Annotated in this window: 9 protein-coding genes and 1 pseudogene; 4 read left to right on the top strand and 6 right to left on the bottom strand. The window is 70.1% G+C overall.

What is annotated here, in order from left to right; all coding sequences use genetic code 11:
- Nucleotides 1-75: 75 nt before the first annotated feature.
- Nucleotides 76-423 carry a hypothetical protein gene (locus BU197_RS24955; protein ID WP_188270558.1) on the bottom strand — a complete coding sequence of 116 codons (348 nt, stop codon included), beginning with the start codon at nucleotides 421-423 and terminating at the stop codon, nucleotides 76-78.
- Nucleotides 424-1,706: 1,283 nt separating this feature from the next.
- On the opposite strand from BU197_RS24955, the gene BU197_RS24950 reads away from it, so the two are divergent.
- Nucleotides 1,707-4,517: a GDSL-type esterase/lipase family protein gene (locus tag BU197_RS24950; RefSeq protein ID WP_188270557.1), complete on the top strand. Its 2,811-nt coding sequence runs from the start codon at nucleotides 1,707-1,709 to the stop codon at nucleotides 4,515-4,517.
- A 198-nt stretch (nucleotides 4,518-4,715) separates the two neighbouring features.
- Here the strand turns inward: BU197_RS24950 and BU197_RS24945 are convergent.
- A pseudogene (locus BU197_RS24945) lies at nucleotides 4,716-5,117 on the bottom strand (transposase); the annotation flags it as partial.
- A 509-nt stretch (nucleotides 5,118-5,626) separates the two neighbouring features.
- Between BU197_RS24945 and BU197_RS24940 the strand changes: the two are divergent.
- From BU197_RS24940 to BU197_RS24930, 3 genes are all read left to right on the top strand, one after another.
- A complete protein-coding gene (locus BU197_RS24940; RefSeq protein WP_223183519.1) occupies nucleotides 5,627-6,889 on the top strand; it encodes a hypothetical protein in 1,263 nt (420 codons plus the stop codon).
- Between the two features lie 249 nt (nucleotides 6,890-7,138).
- A complete protein-coding gene (locus BU197_RS31375; protein ID WP_188270556.1) occupies nucleotides 7,139-9,340 on the top strand; it encodes a tetratricopeptide repeat protein in 2,202 nt (733 codons plus the stop codon).
- 124 nt (nucleotides 9,341-9,464) lie between these two features.
- Nucleotides 9,465-10,055, top strand: coding sequence for a flavin reductase family protein (locus BU197_RS24930; protein WP_188270555.1), 591 nt, complete (start codon nucleotides 9,465-9,467; stop codon nucleotides 10,053-10,055).
- A 36-nt stretch (nucleotides 10,056-10,091) separates the two neighbouring features.
- Here the strand turns inward: BU197_RS24930 and BU197_RS24925 are convergent, their stop codons facing one another.
- The 4 genes from BU197_RS24925 to BU197_RS24910 all read right to left on the bottom strand — a co-directional run bounded on the left by BU197_RS24925 (nucleotide 10,092) and on the right by BU197_RS24910 (nucleotide 16,388).
- Nucleotides 10,092-11,069 (bottom strand): BTAD domain-containing putative transcriptional regulator, encoded by a 978-nt coding sequence (locus BU197_RS24925; RefSeq protein WP_188270554.1) that lies wholly within the window; start codon nucleotides 11,067-11,069, stop codon nucleotides 10,092-10,094.
- 824 nt (nucleotides 11,070-11,893) lie between these two features.
- On the bottom strand, nucleotides 11,894-13,225 hold the full coding sequence (locus BU197_RS24920) for a SufS family cysteine desulfurase (protein ID WP_223183518.1): 1,332 nt from the start codon (nucleotides 13,223-13,225) through the stop codon (nucleotides 11,894-11,896).
- 244 nt (nucleotides 13,226-13,469) lie between these two features.
- Entirely contained in the window at nucleotides 13,470-14,879 is a 1,410-nt protein-coding gene (locus tag BU197_RS24915) for a family 2B encapsulin nanocompartment shell protein (RefSeq protein ID WP_188270552.1), read from the bottom strand.
- A 234-nt stretch (nucleotides 14,880-15,113) separates the two neighbouring features.
- Nucleotides 15,114-16,388 (bottom strand): pyroglutamyl peptidase, encoded by a 1,275-nt coding sequence (locus BU197_RS24910; RefSeq protein ID WP_188270551.1) that lies wholly within the window; start codon nucleotides 16,386-16,388, stop codon nucleotides 15,114-15,116.
- Between the last annotated feature and the right edge of the window lie 467 nt (nucleotides 16,389-16,855).

Genomic DNA, 16,855 nt, shown 5'->3' with positions numbered 1-16,855 from the left:
AGCGTCCGGCAGAGAGCCGAGTTCCCCGGACAATTCGCGGCCTCGGCCACGCGGCGCTTCTGCTCCTCCGAGGCCCTAGTGCAGGCCGTCGACGCAGGAGCCGGAGCGGTAGCAGGTCTGGCCTTCGAGGAAGTTCTGGTTCTCGTCGGTCATGTAGACCCAGATGTAGTCGGACCCGCCGGCGACGTTCGCGGAGAGGGCGAAGTCCGCAGCCCCGGATCTGTTGCACCAGGTGCTGGTGCTCTTGAAGTCCAGTGAGCTGGTGCCCGCCCACGCCCGAGCGTAGACCCGCCGGCACCCGGTGGCCTTGAACGATCCGTCGATGGAGACCGACCGGTTCGACCAGGTGGGCGTTCCTTTGTAATAGCTCGCCCCGACCTCGATCGAGATGGAACCGGCGGCGGCGGCAGGTGCCCCTGCCAAGACCATCCCCGAGACAGCCGCCGCGACTGCGGTCATGGCTGCGCCGACTTTCCGCGTGTGGATTCTTACCTTCGATGCGCCCTGTGATCTCACCATGCCCTCAGGCTTCCGGCATAGTGTTGCGCCGCCAATGCCACACGTCCGGCGCGACGACGCATCCAAGGGGCGTGCGGAAGCCATCCGCGTACGGATACCGGAACGTGCGCCCGCGAGGCCAGGCGGAAGCGCGGGCGCCCGGCCCGCTCGTACAAGCCGCAGACCACCGGGCCTCGTGGGGGGATTACGCGGCCGAGTCGTACTTAACGAGCACCCCGATGTGGGATAAAAGTGCAGGCCGGAAGATCGCTCCCCGCCTCTGCGGGGAGGTGATCGCATCGGTTGACGGGCGTACGGCGCAAACGCGGGTTTGAGCCAGGGAAGTGACAGCCGTTCCAGTGAAGGTCAGCTTCTGCGTGTCACCCTCCTCCCACACCGCCCGCAACACCCCGTCGGCGAACTCCAGCCGAAGCGTCTCGCCCGAGCCGAGGATGCCACCGGGCATCTCCACCGGGTGACCAGCGACATCTCCGTCACCACGAAGCCGGGCTCGCAGGCCCGCCCCAACGCCCCGCGCTGACAGCCTGGCAGAAGCCCCGGAAGACGTTGTGGTCTGGGAGGCCCATTTCCACCGCTCGGACCACGGCACCCTTGGCTACGGGTCGTCTACACCAACCGGCTGCTGGGGCCGGGTCCCGGACGAGCAGCTCCTGACCGAAGGACCCGCCTCATCGGGTGGGCGTTCGGCTGACAGCGGTCCGCAGCCGGTCCGGCCGGTGGGAACTCCGGGCAGCGCCGGAACGGAGGCGCTGGTCGTAGACGCCGAGCGGCAGCGGCTACGCGGGAGTCGGGCTGGACCGTCCGGGTGACCCCGGCGTACCAGGTCGCCCGGATGCCGGTCCGCTGTGGCGGCCGGGGGGTGGCGGACGTGTTCGAACGGGCACGTGTGCCGTGTCCGAAAAGGCAGAAGTTCCCAGAAAATGCGCAGTCTTCGCATCGAGTCCACAGAACCGGCACGGCGCCATCTAATCTGAGGCCGTTTCAGGTCGCGAGGAACCGCCTCATGGCCCGGCGTGAAAGGTTCAGAGTTTATGCGTACAACATTTTTTCCGCCCGATTATGGGCGATGGCGAAAGGCCGTCGCCGCTCTTCTCTCGGTAGCCGTGGTGGCCGCAGGGGGAATTGCGTCCATCGCTCCTGCCCAGGCAAGCCCGAACGACCAGAATCTTCCCGCTGCCATCGTCTCGATGGGCGACAGCTACATCTCCGGTGAGGGTGGACGGTGGAAAGGGAATGGAGACGGAGAAGCCAGGGCGTCCACCGACAAGGGAACCGGAATCTACCGGGGGAAAAACTATCTAGGACTGGACGAGGATACGTCCTACGAAGCCGGTGGCAATAAATGCGACAGGTCGAACGAGGCCGAGATCACACAGGCCAGCCTGCCTGGCGAGGCGGACGTAAGGAAGTTCAACCTCGCCTGCTCGGGAGCCAAGACCGTCCAGTTCGAGAACCAGTGGGTCGAAAAAAGTCAGCCTTCGCAGCTGTCGCAGCTCGACTATGTCGCCCGAACGAACCGGGTCAAGATGATAGTCGTCTCGGTCGGCGGAAATGACGTCGGTTTCGCCGATATCATCAAGGCCTGCATCAAGGCGTACACGATCCCCTTCGGGGGAACTTGCAACGAAGAACAGCAGAAGAATTTCGCTGCGGCCAATGTGTATATCCGAACCAAGGTCTACGGTGTCCTCAAGGCGATCAAGGTCAAGATGAGGGATGCAGGATACCAGCCCTGGGACTACAACCTGGTCCTGCAATCGTATCCTCGCCCCCTCCCGGAGGAAATAGGGGACTTCACGCCGGATAGCCGGACCAGCAGAGGCTGCCCCTTCAAGGACGCTGACGCCACATGGGCAGCCAACAACCTGATGAAAGACCTCACCGAACGCCTGAAGACGGCGGCAGACGATATCGGCGGGGTCAGGTTCCTGGACCTGACCGACGCTTTCGCAGGGCATGAACTCTGTAGCAAGTTCGCCGACCTGGCGACAACGGCGGGAGGAGTGGCCAGCAACCGTGCCGAGTGGATCCGATGGGTCCCCGACCGCTTCTCCGAAATCGGTCCCCTGGGTGCGCAGCAGGAGGCGATCCATCCCAACGCGTACGGGCATCAGGCCCTGGGCGCGTGTCTGACGGCGATGGCCGCAAACCTGGCGCAGGGCTTCGGGGCGGCGGCGTGGAGGTTCAAGTGCACGAACCCGGGAGGACGACCGGCCACGGAGATGTCGGTGTCCCCGGATGAGGACGCGAAGTACTCCCTCGGTGCCGCGGTCGATCCGACGGTCGCGAACGGTGGCAGCGCCGCGCTGAGCGCTCGTGGACCGTGGCCGGTGGAGGGCCGCCGCTTTCTCACCTCGCAGGGGACGCTGATCCCCGCGGGTGATCTCCCGGCGTTCCACGAGGTGCCCCTGGCGCCTGGGCCTGGGCAGACCTTTGCCACGGCCCAGACCTGGACTCCCGCCAGGGACACGGTCGGTGGCTGGCAGCTGAGGTCTCCGAGTGGTGCCGCCCTGATCGCCGATCCGGTCACCGGGACGGTCCACCTACGTGATGTGGGGCCCGTCGAAAGCGACCCGTATGCGGCGAGCTGGCAGTTCCACACCGATGGCCAGGGGCATTTCTGGATCAGCCACGTGCTCGACCCGAGACCCACGGACATCCATCCGGCACTCATGCGCCGGGGGTGCCTGACGCTCTCGGAGGAGGACTCGAATTCCCGGCTGCGAGTCGTGCCCTGCTCCGGACTCGGCGAGCAGCAGTGGAAGGTGGAGAACGCCGCTTCCTGCGTGAATCTCCAAGCGCTCGGCGCCTGCGATTCGTCGCAGGTCGCCGATGCTCCCCCCGGGTCGACTCTCATGGCCGTGGGCTTCCTTCAACAGGCCATGGACAAGAACGTGGTGAACGACCTCGGTGTGCCGCAGAGCTACACCGGGGGACACTTCGGGCCCGGCCCGGAGTACGGCCCCAACGGCTACCAGGCGTCCTTCACCTACGACAACTCAGTGATCATCGCGGCGGAGTTGCAGGGACGATTCCGTGACGTCGGACGGGCCGTCAGGCTCGGCAACAGCCTGCTGTACGCCCAGGACCACGACCCGCAGAACGACGGCCGGATCCGGGCGTCCTACCTGACCGACCCGTTCGTGACCACGCTCGGCCGCGACTACCCCGTCGGCACCCCCTACATCGGAAGCTGGTCGGTCTACACCGGCAACATGGCCTGGTCCGGCATGGCTTTCGCGCGCCTGTACTCGGTCACCGGTGACCAGCGGTTCCTCAACGGGGCGCTCAGGGCCGCCGACTGGATCCAGGACAACGCCGCAGACAGCCGGGGGCTCGGCGGCTACACCGGCGGCTACTCCGACTCCTCCGGCAACGGCACGGCCATGGTCCGCAAGGAATGGAAGGCGACCGAGCACAACATCGACGTCGGCGCGTTCTTCGCGATGCTGGCGAAACTGACCGGTGACCAGACCTGGGCCCAGCGTTCCGAGAACGCCTTCGCCTTCGTGCGCGGCATGCAGGCGGACGACGGCCGGCTGTGGACCGGCACCGGCAACGACGGTGTCACCCAGAACCGTGACAGCGTCCCCGAGGACATCCAGACCTGGAGCTACCTGGCCACCCTCGACCCCCGCTTCTCCGCGTCGGTCGACTGGGCTGCCACCAACCTCGCCGCCACCGACAACGGTCTCATGGGGGTCAGCTTCGCCAAGGCCGACACCAGCAAGGTCTGGCTCGAAGGCACGGCCCACCTGCTCGCCGCCTACCACGCCCGCCGCGCACCGGGTGACGACGTGAAGGCGGCAGTTCTCCAGAAGACCTTGCAGGACGCCCAGGGAGGGGCGGTCCCCAACGCCGACGGTTACGGCATCGTCGCCTCCTCCAGCGACGGCCTCACCACCGGCGAGGGTGACATCTACTACGCCTCCCTCCACACCGGCGCCACCGCTTGGTACGTCCTCGCGGGCCAGGGAGGCAACCCCTTCCGCCTGTAAGGAGCGCACCGCAGCGAAGGCGGGCGTGCCCGGAGTCACCGGGGCATGCCCGCCCTCGCGCCGGCCGACCTGGAATCCGCTCTGGCCCGGGGCCTTGCGGGCGGTTTCCAGGTCATGGCCGAGGAGGGCGGCCCATTCGACCAAGCGGTCGGCGACCCCTTGGTCCGCCTGTCGACAGCCGAGCCGGCCGAACGCCAATCCGGCGAGAGTGAGGTTGTGCATCCGTGCGATGCCGAGCATTGCGTGGTGGACTCCGTCTCCTTTGAGGCGGCAGTCGCGGACGACCTTCCAGTTCTTCATGCGGGCGAAGACGTACTCGACGCGGGCTCGGACCTGCTTGTGGGACTTGTTGTGTTCCTTCTTCCAGTCCGGCAGTCCGACCCGGCCGCGCTGCCGACGGCGCGGGATGACGAGTCCGGTGTTTGGGTAGCCGCCGTCGGCGATTGTCGTGGTTTTGCCGACGGTGGCCTTGGCGCCGGACTCCTTCCACGTCTTGCAGTCGTTGCGGTTCCCGGCGAGCGGTCGGCCGACCACGACGGCCAGACGGGTGTCGGCGTCGATGACGACCTGGTGATTGGTCGAGTACCGGTAGTTCTTCGACGGAGGAGAACCAGACGGGGTCGTCCTCGTCGGGCCGGACGATGACGAAGGTGTCGTCGGAGTGGTCGAGGCCGCTGATCATCATGAACAGCGCGTCCTCGGAGGGGCCGTAGGAGTGTTCGCGCGCGGTGTGGTGTCGGTGCTCGCCGACCGTGGAGGAACCGGACCTTCCCGGAGGGCACGGTCCCGGCGGGAGTGCCGGGCGCGTGAGCCTTTGGCGGGGATCTGGGGCGGCTTTGGGCCGGCTCAGAAGAATCACTGGTGGCCAACAGGCCATGTGTCACCAGCCGTCACTAGAGAGGGGTTCTCTCATGAAGAAGATCCAGATCCGCAAGGCCGGTCCGGTTCGTCTGACCTCTTCGGCCTGTTCGACGTACCCGGCCGCCAACTGAGTGCAGCGCACCTGAGTGCCGTTCCGGGTTCCGGTGGCGGGCGGTCGTCCGCCACCGGAACCCGGGCGTGTACGGGCGTCGTGCGCGGTACCGGACCATGCAGATGAAGGAGCCGCGATGGCGGATCAGGAACTTCGTGACGGCATCGCGCAGCCGGACGCCTCGGACGACGCCGTGGCGCGCGACCTCGACAGCCCGCTGACGCTTCACCGTCTCGTGTACCTGGAGGAGAACGGCGAGGTCACGATCGGCCGACCCGACATCGAGTCCTTCGCCATCCTCCCGCCGGACGGCGCCGCCCTGGTACGCCGCCTCCAGGAAGGCGCCACCCCCCGGCAGGCCGCGGACTGGTACGCCACCGAGTACGGCGAACCCATCGACGTCGCCGACATCGTCGAGGCGCTGTACGAACTCGACTTCGTGAGGTCCGAGCCCGGCCCCGCCCCCGAGACCGTCCGGCCGGTGCGCTGGCAGCGGCTCGGGCAGGCGCTGTTCTCACCGGTTGCGTGGCTCTGTTACGGAGCGGTGGTGGCCTGGGCGACCGTGCTGATGGTGCGCAGCCCCGACCTGCTGCCCAGCCCCCGGGCCATGGTGTTCAGCGACTACTACTCCCTGATCATGGTGGTGATGACGGTCGCCGCCGCACCGCTCATCGCGATCCACGAGATCTACCACGCGCTGGCCGGCCGCCGCCTCGGCGTCGGGTCGCGCACCCGGATGTCGTACCGCTTCTACTTCCTGGTGGTCGAGACCTCCCTGGACGGCCTGGTCGTGGTGGAGCGCCGAAAACGCTATCTGCCGATCCTGGCGGGAATGATCGTCGACGTGGTCCTGGTCGGTGTGTTGATCATCGTCGCGGACCTCACCCGAGGGCCCGACGGCGTCGGTCTGGCCGGACGGGTCTGCCTGGCGGTGGCCTTCGCCGCGGTGATCCGCGTGCTGTGGCAGTTCTTCTTCTATCTGCGCACCGACATCTACGTACTGATCAGCACGGCCCTCGGCTGCGTGGATCTGCACACCACGGCCACCCGGATGCTCCGCAACCGGTGCAACCGGCTGCTGGGGCGCCCGGACCGGCTCCTCGACGAGTCCGAGTGGCATCCGGCGGACCGGCGGGCGGCGCATTGGTACTCCTGGCTCATCCCGGTCGGCTACACGCTCAGCCTGAGCACCTTCCTGCTCGGCCTGGGGCCGGTCTTCTTCGACATGATCGGCGCCGTCCTCGGCCGCTTCACGGCCGACCGGCCGAACTGGGTCATGCTCGTGGACGGCACGGTCTTCCTGCTGCTGACCTTCCTCCAGATCGGCATCGCCCTCTGGCTCGCCGCCCGCGACCGGCTCCGCAGGCGCCGCGAGCGGACCCGGCACGTCATCGCCTGACGCCGACGTCCGCCGCGCCTGCCGGCGGCGGGGCCCGTAGGCCGTCTCTTCCGGATCCTGCCTGGCCCGCGCCGCCCGGCACCGCACCTCGCCGCGTTGTCGAGACACCCGGGTACGCCCCCGTACGCGGCAGCCTCTCCGCCTTGCGATGCACGGCACGGCACCGGACGACGCGGGTCTGACCGGCACGACCCGAAAGAGACGACCTGGCCGTCTCCACCCCGAAGGCCCTCAGTGAAAGGAAGAAACGTGAGCGGTCACTACTGGATCTCCGCCCCGCGCTCCCGCCGACGGGAGCAGCTGCGGGACGCCCTCGGTCTGCCCGGTCCGTCGCTCACCGCGGACGCGCACCGCCGACTGCGCGGTCCGTACACCGCCGCAGGAACGCTGCTGCGCGAGATCGCGCCGGAGATCCTGAGGGCCAGGCCCGAACTCGCGGAACGGCACTACATCGAACTCCAGCAGAGCACCCCCGAGTTGACCCCCCTGGTACCGCCGCTGGTCCGGGGGATCCAGGAACAGTCCTCGGCCGGTGAGATCAGCCGGTACCCGGCGCGGCTGCACTCGCTGCGCGTGGCGCACGGGCTCGTGGAGTTCCTTCTCGCGGCGCTGCCCGACGCGAAGGACGCGCCCCGCACCCTGGTCGTGACGAACGTCGAGCACGCCGACGTCACCGACCAGGAGTTCCTGGCGGTGGCCCTGCGCCGGATACCGGCTGAGCTGCTGACGATCGTGGTCTGTACGGGCCCGGAGCCGCTGCGGGAGCCCCCGGGCGAGGTGTCGGTCTCGCTGCCGGACGCGCTCGCGACGTACGCCATCTCCGTCACCGGACCGACGGAGCCGGAGCCGGAGGCGGATACGGAGGCGGATCCGGGTACGGAGTGGGGGAGGGGCGCGTACCGGGGAACGGAGCGGGACGCCGTACCGTCTGCCGAATCCGAGGATCCCGCCCAGACGCGGCGCGCGGCCCGCGCGTTCGTGGACGGCGACTGCGTGGGCGACGAGCCGGGCCAGGCCGCCGCCTACGCGGCACTCACGCCCTCCGACCGGGCCGCCCTGCACGACCGCAGGGCCGGGGAGCTGGCCGAGCGGGTCGAGGCGGGCGAGACCTCGCTGAGCCTGGGAGCGCTGCCGTACCACCTGCTACGCGGCACGGACCCCGTCGGCGCCGGGGTGGCGGCGGCGCGCCGGGCCCTCGACCACTGCAAGTACCTGGGCTTCTACCACATCTCGGCCGAGATCAGTGCGGCCGCGAGGGAGTGCCTGACCGCCGAGGAACACCCCGACACCTGGTGGTACTTCATCCGCGAGGCCAGTGCCTGCCTGGCGGCGGGCGGCCGGCCCGACGAGTCGGCGGCCCTCCAGCACGAGGCCCGTACCCGCACCCTGAGCGCGACCCACCACATGAAGCTCGCCTACGAGACCGGGATGCTCTACGCCCGCCACTACCCGCCGGAGCGGCGTGACGAGAGCCTGGCCCGTGCCTGGGTCAACCAGGCCATCAGCATCTCCGACCTGCTCCAGGACCCCGACGAGCGCGCCTTCTTCTCGGTCTTCAACCGCAACGGCCTGGCGCTGGTCGAGGTCAGGGCGGGGCGGCCGGACGAGGCGCTGCGACTGCTGGACGAGGGGATCGAGCGGCTGGACAGGGAACTGGGCCTCGGCAAGCGCAGTTGGCACCGGACCGGCCTGCGCTACAACCGGGCCCAGGTGAACACGATGAGCGGGCGGCTGACGGAGGCACTTGAGGACTACGCAGAGATCCTCGCGGCGGACGAGGGCTTCTCCGACCACTACTTCAACCGGGGCGTCATCCTGCGCAAGCTGGGCCGCGCCCAGGAGGCGATCGACGAGTTCACCAGGACGCTGCGCCTGGAGCCGCCGTTCCCCGAGGCGTACTACAACCGGGGCGACGCCCGGCTGGAGCTGGGGGACACCGAGGGCGCCCTGGCGGACTTCGACCGCGCGCTGGAGCTCGAACCCGGCCATCCGGAGGCGTCGCTCGGCAAGGCCGGAATCCTGGCCGACGTCGGCGACGCCGCGGCGGCGCTGGAGAGCGTCACCGGCGGTCTCGCGCAGCACCCGGAGCACCCGCATCTGCTGTCGTTGCGCGGGCGGCTCCTCGCGGAGGAGGGAGACGTCCCCGCCGCCCGGGAGGCGCTGGAGGCCGCGCTGCGCAACGATCCCGAACTCGCCGAGGCGTGGGCGGTACGCGGTGAACTCGCCTATATGGAAGGCGACCTGGACCTGTCCGTGGCCGACTTCGACCGCGCCGTGGAACTCGCGGACCGTGCGGACTTCCGGTTCAACCGCGGTGTGGTCCACGAGGCGGCCGGCCGCTACGGCGAGGCCGCGGCGGACTTCGAGACGGTCTTGGCCGCCACCGGTGACCCCGACGCCCGCAGCCACCTGGACAGCTGTCTGCGCGCCGCCGGGCAGGCCCGTGCGTAGGGTCGCGGAGGGTACCGCTCCCGTCGGCAGCCGACCGCCGACCGGAGCGCCTGCGAGGGCCGGATCACCCGCGAAGGGGGAAGCGTCCGCGAAGGGCGGCGCGCCTACGAAGGGCGGCGCGCCCGTGGCGGGTGACCGGCCCGTCATCGGCGGCGGGCGCCCGCCCGGCGTGCTCGCCGAACCGGGCGTGCCTGCTGGGCCGGGCGCGCTCGCCGACCCCGGCGTGTCCGCTGACCCCGGCGTGTCCGCCGAGCGGTTCGCCGAGGCCATGTCCCGGTTGGTGACCGGAGTGGCGGTGGCGACCGCGCGGCGGTCGGACGGCCGCCCCGTCGGCATGCTGGTGTCCTCGCTCTGCTCCTACAGCGTGCGGCCGCCGTCCGTCCTGATGGCCGTCGCCGACGGCTCCCGGACCGGCCGGGAGCTGAGCGCCCGGCCGGGCGCGGACTTCGGGGTGCACCTGCTGGGCGTGGACGACGAGGCGCTGGCCCGGGTGTTCGCGGGCGGTGCGGACGACAAGTTCGCGGACGTCCGGTGGGAGTGGGATGGTGACGTGCCGCGACTGCTCGACGTGTCGGGCTACCTGCGCTGCCGGGTCGCCGCGGCCTTCCCCCACGGCGACCACACGGCACTGGTGGGCGAGGTGTCCTCCTGCGTGCCGGGTGAGGGACAGCCCCTGGTCTACTACGGGCGCCGTCTGGACTGGCGGCTGAGCTGAGGAATCGAGCCGCGCTGAGGGCCGAAAAAGGCCAGGTCAACGGGGAGAGAAACGTTCCTGCTGAGTGTCCAGCGCCGAATGGCAGTACTCGTGTCCGGCGTTGAAAGGCGGAAGCACGCGCAACACCGCCTGCTGCGCCGCCTTGAGGGCGGATCCCGGCTCGATGCCACCGGCCGCCACCACCATACGCCGGGCCTCGGCGTAGACCTCCAGGGCCTCGGTCTGCCGGCCGGTGGCGGTCAGCGCCAGCATCAGCTGCTCGTGGAAGGCCTCCCGCAGGGGATAGCGGGCGCACAGCTCCCGGAGTTCGCCGGTGACCTCCCGGGCGCGGCCCCGGCAGATGTCCGCGCCGATCCGGTCCTGTACCACCGCCAGTTGCTCCTCGGCGAGCCGGTCGCCGTAGAAGCCGGGCAGGTCCGCGTGGGTCAGATCGCCCAGGGGTGTACCGCGCGAGAGCGTCAGGGCGCGCCGGAAAGCGTGGTCGGCGGCCTGACAGTCACCGGCGGCGAGCCGACTGCGGCCGAGGGCCGCCTGCTCGCGGAACTCGTCCAGATCGAGTTCTCCGGGCCCCACGCGCAGCAGGTAACCGGATCCCACCGTCGGCAGCAGCGGGTGGTGGCGGGCGTCCAGACCGTCGCGGCTGTGGCCGGGGTCGAGGATCCGGCGCAGGCCCGATACGTACATCTGGAGTGCCGCCAGCGCCGAGCGGGGCGGTCGGCCGTTCCACAGGTCCTCGATCAACGCGTTGGCGGAGGACTGCTGGTTGGCTCGAAGTAACAACAGGGCCAATAACGCACGGGACTTGAGTGCCGTGGGTGTGCATGGACGCCCTTCGAGCCGCAACTCCATGGGTCCCAGGAGCAGATAGCGCGGCCCGTCTCCCGCCGCCTCGGTGTCCGTGTACTCCCAGGAATCCGGGGGTGTGTCGGGGCGCCGCCCCGCACCGCCCTCCGTGTCGTCCGCCACCATGGTTCTCGCGCGCTGGAACGCCACCGCCGTCGACTCTCCCGTCACTGTGAATTGTGTGCAGGATGTGCGTGAACTGCGCCTAATGTGGGGCGCCTTGCCATGGCCGGGCAAGGTTCGAATCGAGCCATCCTGGACTGCGGAGGTCTCGGACCTCGCGGGACCGCGACCGAAGGGACGGCGGGAGGCACGCTCGTCCTCGCCCGGCGCGTGCGGACGGATCCCTGAGAAGCGGGGGAGGGGCGCGGCCGGTATGGCGGGTCGGACGGTGGCGCCGCCTCGCCCGGCGAGCCGTCCGGGTTCGAGGTGGAGTCGCCCCGTGACCCCTGATGGCGCGGGGTGTCGCGGCTCGCGTCCGGCCCCGGCGCCGCTCCCGCCCGGCCGGGGCCGGGCCCGGGGTGCGCGGCGGCGCCCCGGTCTCACGGGCGGATGCGAGCCCGTCCGTCGTGTCGAGAGGGCGTCGGGAGCGGCGCGTACGGACACCGTCGCGCGCGGGCCCCGGAGTCGTTCGTCGGCCATCGGCGGGAAGCTCCGCCGCGTCGCCGCGATCTTCACCGTTGGGGCGGAGGTGATGGCCGGGCCAGGCGAGGAGGGGCCGACCGCCGTGGTGTCGCCGTCCGGTTCGATCTCGTCGGTCGGGTTCCAGGCGTACGAGAGGGAGGAGTCCTCCTCGCGGAGGTCCCGTGCGATCGGCTCCGGGGCCGTAACGCCGTGCGGGGACATCTCCCGCGACGAGGGAAGGCCGTTTCGTTGATTTGGAGCCGTACGTGACCTGTATGCGAGCCGCATGTGAGCCGTGCGATGAGGGGGGGCCGGTGATGCGGCTCGTCTCCCGGCTGCGCGGGAAAGAGGACGAGTGCCGTTCCGTACGATCAGGCGCCGACCGACTCATGGAGCGCGCCCACCAAGGCGTCGACCTCCCGCGTCGTGTTGTACACCGCGAGCGACGCGCGGACCGCGCTGGTGACCCCGTACGCGGCCAACGCCGGTTGGGCGCAGTGGTGTCCGGCGCGTACGGCGATGCCCTGCTGGTCGAGCAGGGCGGCGACGTCCACGGGGTCGGTGCCGGTCTGCAAGAAGGTCAGCACGCCGATCTTTCCCGGTGCGGTGCCCAGTAGCCGGATCCCGGGCACGGTGGACAGGGCGCGCATCGCGTAGGCGGTGAGCTGCTCCTCGTACGCGGTGGCGGCCTCGCGGTCCAGGTCCGCGAGGTAGCGCAGTGCCGCCCGCAGACCGGCCACGCCGGCGATGTGGCCGGTGCCCGCTTCAAGCCGGTGCGGCAGCGGCGCGTAGGAGGTCCTGCCGAAGGTCACCGAGTCGATCATGTTGCCGCCGCCCTGCCACGGCGGCATGGCCTCCAGCACCTCCCGCTTGCCGAACAGCACGCCGATTCCGGTCGGCGCGAACACCTTGTGCCCGGAGAAGGCGTAGAAATCCGCGTCGAGTTCGGTGACGTCCACGGGGAAGTGGCACACCGCCTGGGCGCCGTCGACCAGTACCCTGGCGCCCCATCGGTGGGCGAGTGCGGTCATCTCCGCCACCGGCGGGACGGTGCCGAGGGTGTTGGAGGCATGGGTGAGTGCCACCAGTTTGGTCTTGTTGCTCAGCAGATCGCGGTAGGCGTCCTGGTCCAGTCGCCCGTCGGGCAGGAGCGGGATCGGCACCACCCTGGCGCGGCGCTCCCCGGCGATCAGCTGCCAGGGGACCAGGTTGGAGTGGTGTTCGGCGGCCGACACGAGGATCTCGTCGCCTACGCCCAGGTTGGCTCGGCCCCAGCTCTGTGCCACGAGGTTGACGGCCTCGGTGGTGCCCCGGACGAAGACGACCTCGCCGGTGTCCCGGGTGCCGAGCAGCTTCGCGGCCTCCTCGCGGCCCTCCTCGTAGACCTGGGTGGCCTGCCTGGCGAGGGTGTGCGCGCCGCGGTGCACATTGGAGGTCTCCCTCGCGTAGTGCTCGCCGACCGCCTCGGTGACCTGGCGGGGTTTCAGCGTGGTCGCCCCGTTGTCCAGCCAGACCAGCGGGCGGCCGTTCACCTCCCGGTGCAGCTGCGGAAAGTCCCGCCGCACCGCTTCGACATCGAAGGCGGCGGGGTGCGGCGCGGGGGTCGTCGCCGTGCCCGGAGCGGGCTGTGGGGGCAGCCAGTACCGGGCGCCGGTCACCGCGTGCGAGAGCGCCGAGGGGAGCGGGAAGGCCCCGGTCGGCATCGGCTGCGGACCGGGCGCCCCCGTCGGCAGGGCGGGCGGGGGCGCAGATGATGGCACGGATGGTGCGGCCGAAGGGGATGGTGTGACAGGTGCGGTCGGCGCGGCCGAGGTGGCAAGCGCGGTCGGTCCGAAGGGCAGGGCCGACGCCGTGGGGACTTCGTCCGTACTCCGGTCGGATGCCGGGGCCGTGGTCGGCGGGAGCGGGTCCGCCGCCGGAGGGCCGATCGGACTGTCTCCGTACCCGTCAGGCGTAGTCATGGTAGCTCGACACCTCGACGTTCTGGAGGACTCCGATGGCGTCATCCACCAGCGCCGCCGTCGAGAAGTAACTGGTCATCAGATACGAGGTGATGGCCTGGAGGTCGACACCCATCGCCCGTACCGACAGGCCGGGTTCGGCCTCGTCCGGCACCTTCGCCGGCCGCAGGCCCACCACGCCCTGCTGGTCCTCGCCCACGCGCATCAGCAGGATGTTCGTGGTGCCGGGCGCCGAGTTGGCCGAGCCCTTGAGGTCGAGTTTGTCGGAGGGCAGCAGCGGCACGCCACGCCAGGTCAGAAACGGGCTGCCGAACAGCTCGACGATCTGCGGGGGCACCCCGCGCCGTGTGCACTCGCGCCCGAAGGCGGCGATCGCCCGGGGATGGGCGAGGAAGAACGCGGGCTGCTTCCACACCCGGGTGAGCAGCTCGTCGAGGTCGTCCGGGGTGGGTGAGCCCTGGCGGGTGCGTACGCGCTGGGTCGGTGCGATGTTGTTGAGCAGGCCGAACTCGGGGTGGTTGATCATCTCCCACTCCTGGCGCTCGCGCAGCGCCTCGGCGGTCAGCCGCAGCTGGGCCTGCACCTGGTCGATCGTGGAGTTGAAGATGTCCGAGACGCGGGTGTGGACCTTCAGGACGGTCTGGGCGACCGCGAGTTCGTACTCGCGGGGGCAGTCCTCGTAGTCCACGAAGGTCTGCGGCAGATAGGGCTCTCCGGTGTGACCGGAGCTGAGTTCGATCGGCTGCTCGCGATCGGTCCCGGCCGGTCCTTCGGAACCGAGGGAGTCCAACTGGGCGCGCAACGTGGGCTCACGATCGGCGAGTTCGAGGAGCATCCGACGGTCGAGGGTCAGTACGGTGCACTCGGTGACGGCCTTGACCCGGTAGGGCATCGGCGAGCCGGTCGCCCACGCGTGGGCGTCGAAGAAGTCACCGTCACCGATGACGGCCACCAGGGCGTCCTGTCCGTACTCGCCACTGGCACGTTTCTCGGCACGACCGGCGGCGAGGACGTACAGCTGTCCGGCGGGGGTGTCGGCGTCCACGATCAGTTCGCCGGGCGCCACCTCCCTCTGTACGAAGCCCTGCGCCAGAGCGCCGAGCAGCGGACTGTCGAGCTGGCTGAGGAACCCGATCTCGCGCAGATCCTCGGCGATCACCCGGGCTTGGCCGTCGCCACGGGTGCTGGTGCTGATCAGCCCGTCGCCGAGGATGAATCCCCGACGGCGGTTGACCCGGTAGACACCGGCCTCCAGCTCCACCCAGGGCAGTACGCGCAGCAGGTAGCGCGGGGTGATCCCGAGCATCTGCGGCACGGTCTTGGTCGTGGTGGCGAGATTCCTCGCGGCGGACGTACTGAGGCTTTCCGGGCACTGCTGAGTGATCTCGGTGGTCATGGCTGATCCCGATCCTGGCTGGGGGCTCGGTCTGAGGCTGGGCGAGACATCAGAGAGGGCATGGCCCCGAAGTGCATTAAATAGTCGGATTTAAGGAAAATTCAGCCAGTCGGATGTCTTGGAGGCTCTGCCGTTCTGCGTCGGGGCGAAGAAGACTCCTTGGCGGGGGCGCGCCGGTTCACGCTGGTCGTGCGGGGGAGGGCGCCACTCACTGCGGCCCCCCCCGGGCTGTCCTCAGGACGAGATGGCCACCCTGAGCACGGCGCGGACCTGGTTGATGATGTCCAGGCGGTTGCGGACGAACTCCGGGTCGGTGACCGTGCCCGTCGACGGGTCGGAGTTGGCCGCGCCGAACTGGAGGACCGGGGTGTGGACATGGCCGCCAGGCAGGCTGGAGAGGCCCAGCCGGTCGCGCAGCAGGGTGGCGCGGTACGCGATCTCGTTGGAGAGGTAGTTCCCGCCGCTTCCCGCGCGGGCGGCGGAACCGGCGGTGGGTCCGTCGGCGCGGTCCACCGGCACGCTCGCCCCGGCAGGCACCTCCGTCACCGCCGTGTTGTCGTACACCGGGAACCGCCCGGTACGGGCCGCCACGATCGCCCGGTAGGGAAGGGTCGTCTTCGTCCACTGGGGCTGCGAGGCGGGGTCGGCCACCGGGACCGTCTCCGTACGCGAGAGGTTCTCGTTGTCGGGGGAACCGCCGCGCCAGGCTCCGTTGTAGCGCTCGATGTCGAACCGGCCGACCCGCCCTTGGCTGATCGTCGTGAAGAGGTCCACCTCCGGCAGGTGCGCGCGCAGCGTCCGCTCCACGGTGCCGTCGGCGAAGTCCTGCCAGCGGACGGGGAAGACCGCCGTCTCGATCCGGGCGAGGGAACCGTCCGCCGTACGGATCACCGTGCCGTCCAGAGCCAGCGCGGTGGCACCGGAGGGGTTGCTGATCCGGGTGTCCCGGTCGAGGGTGAAGGGGTCGAAGCCCGTCACGAGGATCCGCTTGACGGCCTTGCCCTTCTTGCCCTTCGCCGGATAGCGGATTGAGTCCTGGCCTCGCGATGCCCGTTCGAGCCGATCGAGCAGACGCGCCCGCGCGCCGTCGGCGAGGGGGAAACCGACCTGCCAGGAACGCAGTTCGCGGGTCATCCCGAGCCGCGCCCAGTAAAGCGGCCGGTCGTCGTCCCGACTGAGATCGCCACCGGCGGGCCCCCGCCCCTGCGCCCGGTCGACAGCACGTCGCCACAGCCGCGCGCCTTCCCGGTCGACGACCCGCTCGGCCTCCCGGTACGAGCCCGTGTCCGCCAGCGAACGGGCGAACTCCCTCGCCACGGCGTCGAACCCGCTGCGACGCAGAATCTCCCGGGGCGCGGCCCGGTCCAGCCGGGCCTCCTCGACGGTGACCGGGGCGGCGCCCGTGGCGGGGTCTGCGACCGGGGTGGCGCCTGTGGCCGACGGCGTTCCGAGGAGCAGGGCGGTGCCGGCCAGTGCGAGACCGAGCGCGACAGGGCGTATCCGTGACACGGGAGTCCTTCCGTCGGAGGTCCGCGAAGTATCCCGACACGCCCCCCGCCCCGCAACCACGCGACCGCCCCAGGAGCCCCCTCCCATGGCCGGGCGGAAGAGCGGGGTCGTCCGTGACCGGGGCGACGGCGATTCCGGTCTCCGGCAGCCTGCCGCCGGTCGGAGCGATGATCGGCCGGAGTGGTCAGCAGGCAGAGAGGCCAGCAGACAGAGAGGTCATCGGTCAGGGCGGCTGCTCGCCATGGCGACCGTCGGATACCGGAGCGTGGCGGACTCGGAGGCGACAAGTGCAAGAAGTGGCCGCAGGCGGTGGCCAGTTGACAGTAGCCAGTTGGCGGTACGTCCGGACGGCGACGGCCGTGCTCCGGCCGCCCGGCTTGCTCGCGCGGCGCCCCGAAGAGTCGAACTCCGCTGCTGTCGGACGCGAACTTCTCCGGGGCCGGTCGCACGGAAGGCCTCTTGAGGTG

It is taken from the genome of Streptomyces sp. CBMA291 (genome assembly GCF_014596525.1).
In the GTDB taxonomy this organism is placed as follows: domain Bacteria; phylum Actinomycetota; class Actinomycetes; order Streptomycetales; family Streptomycetaceae; genus Streptomyces.
This window is presented reverse-complemented; position numbering and strand designations above follow the sequence as displayed.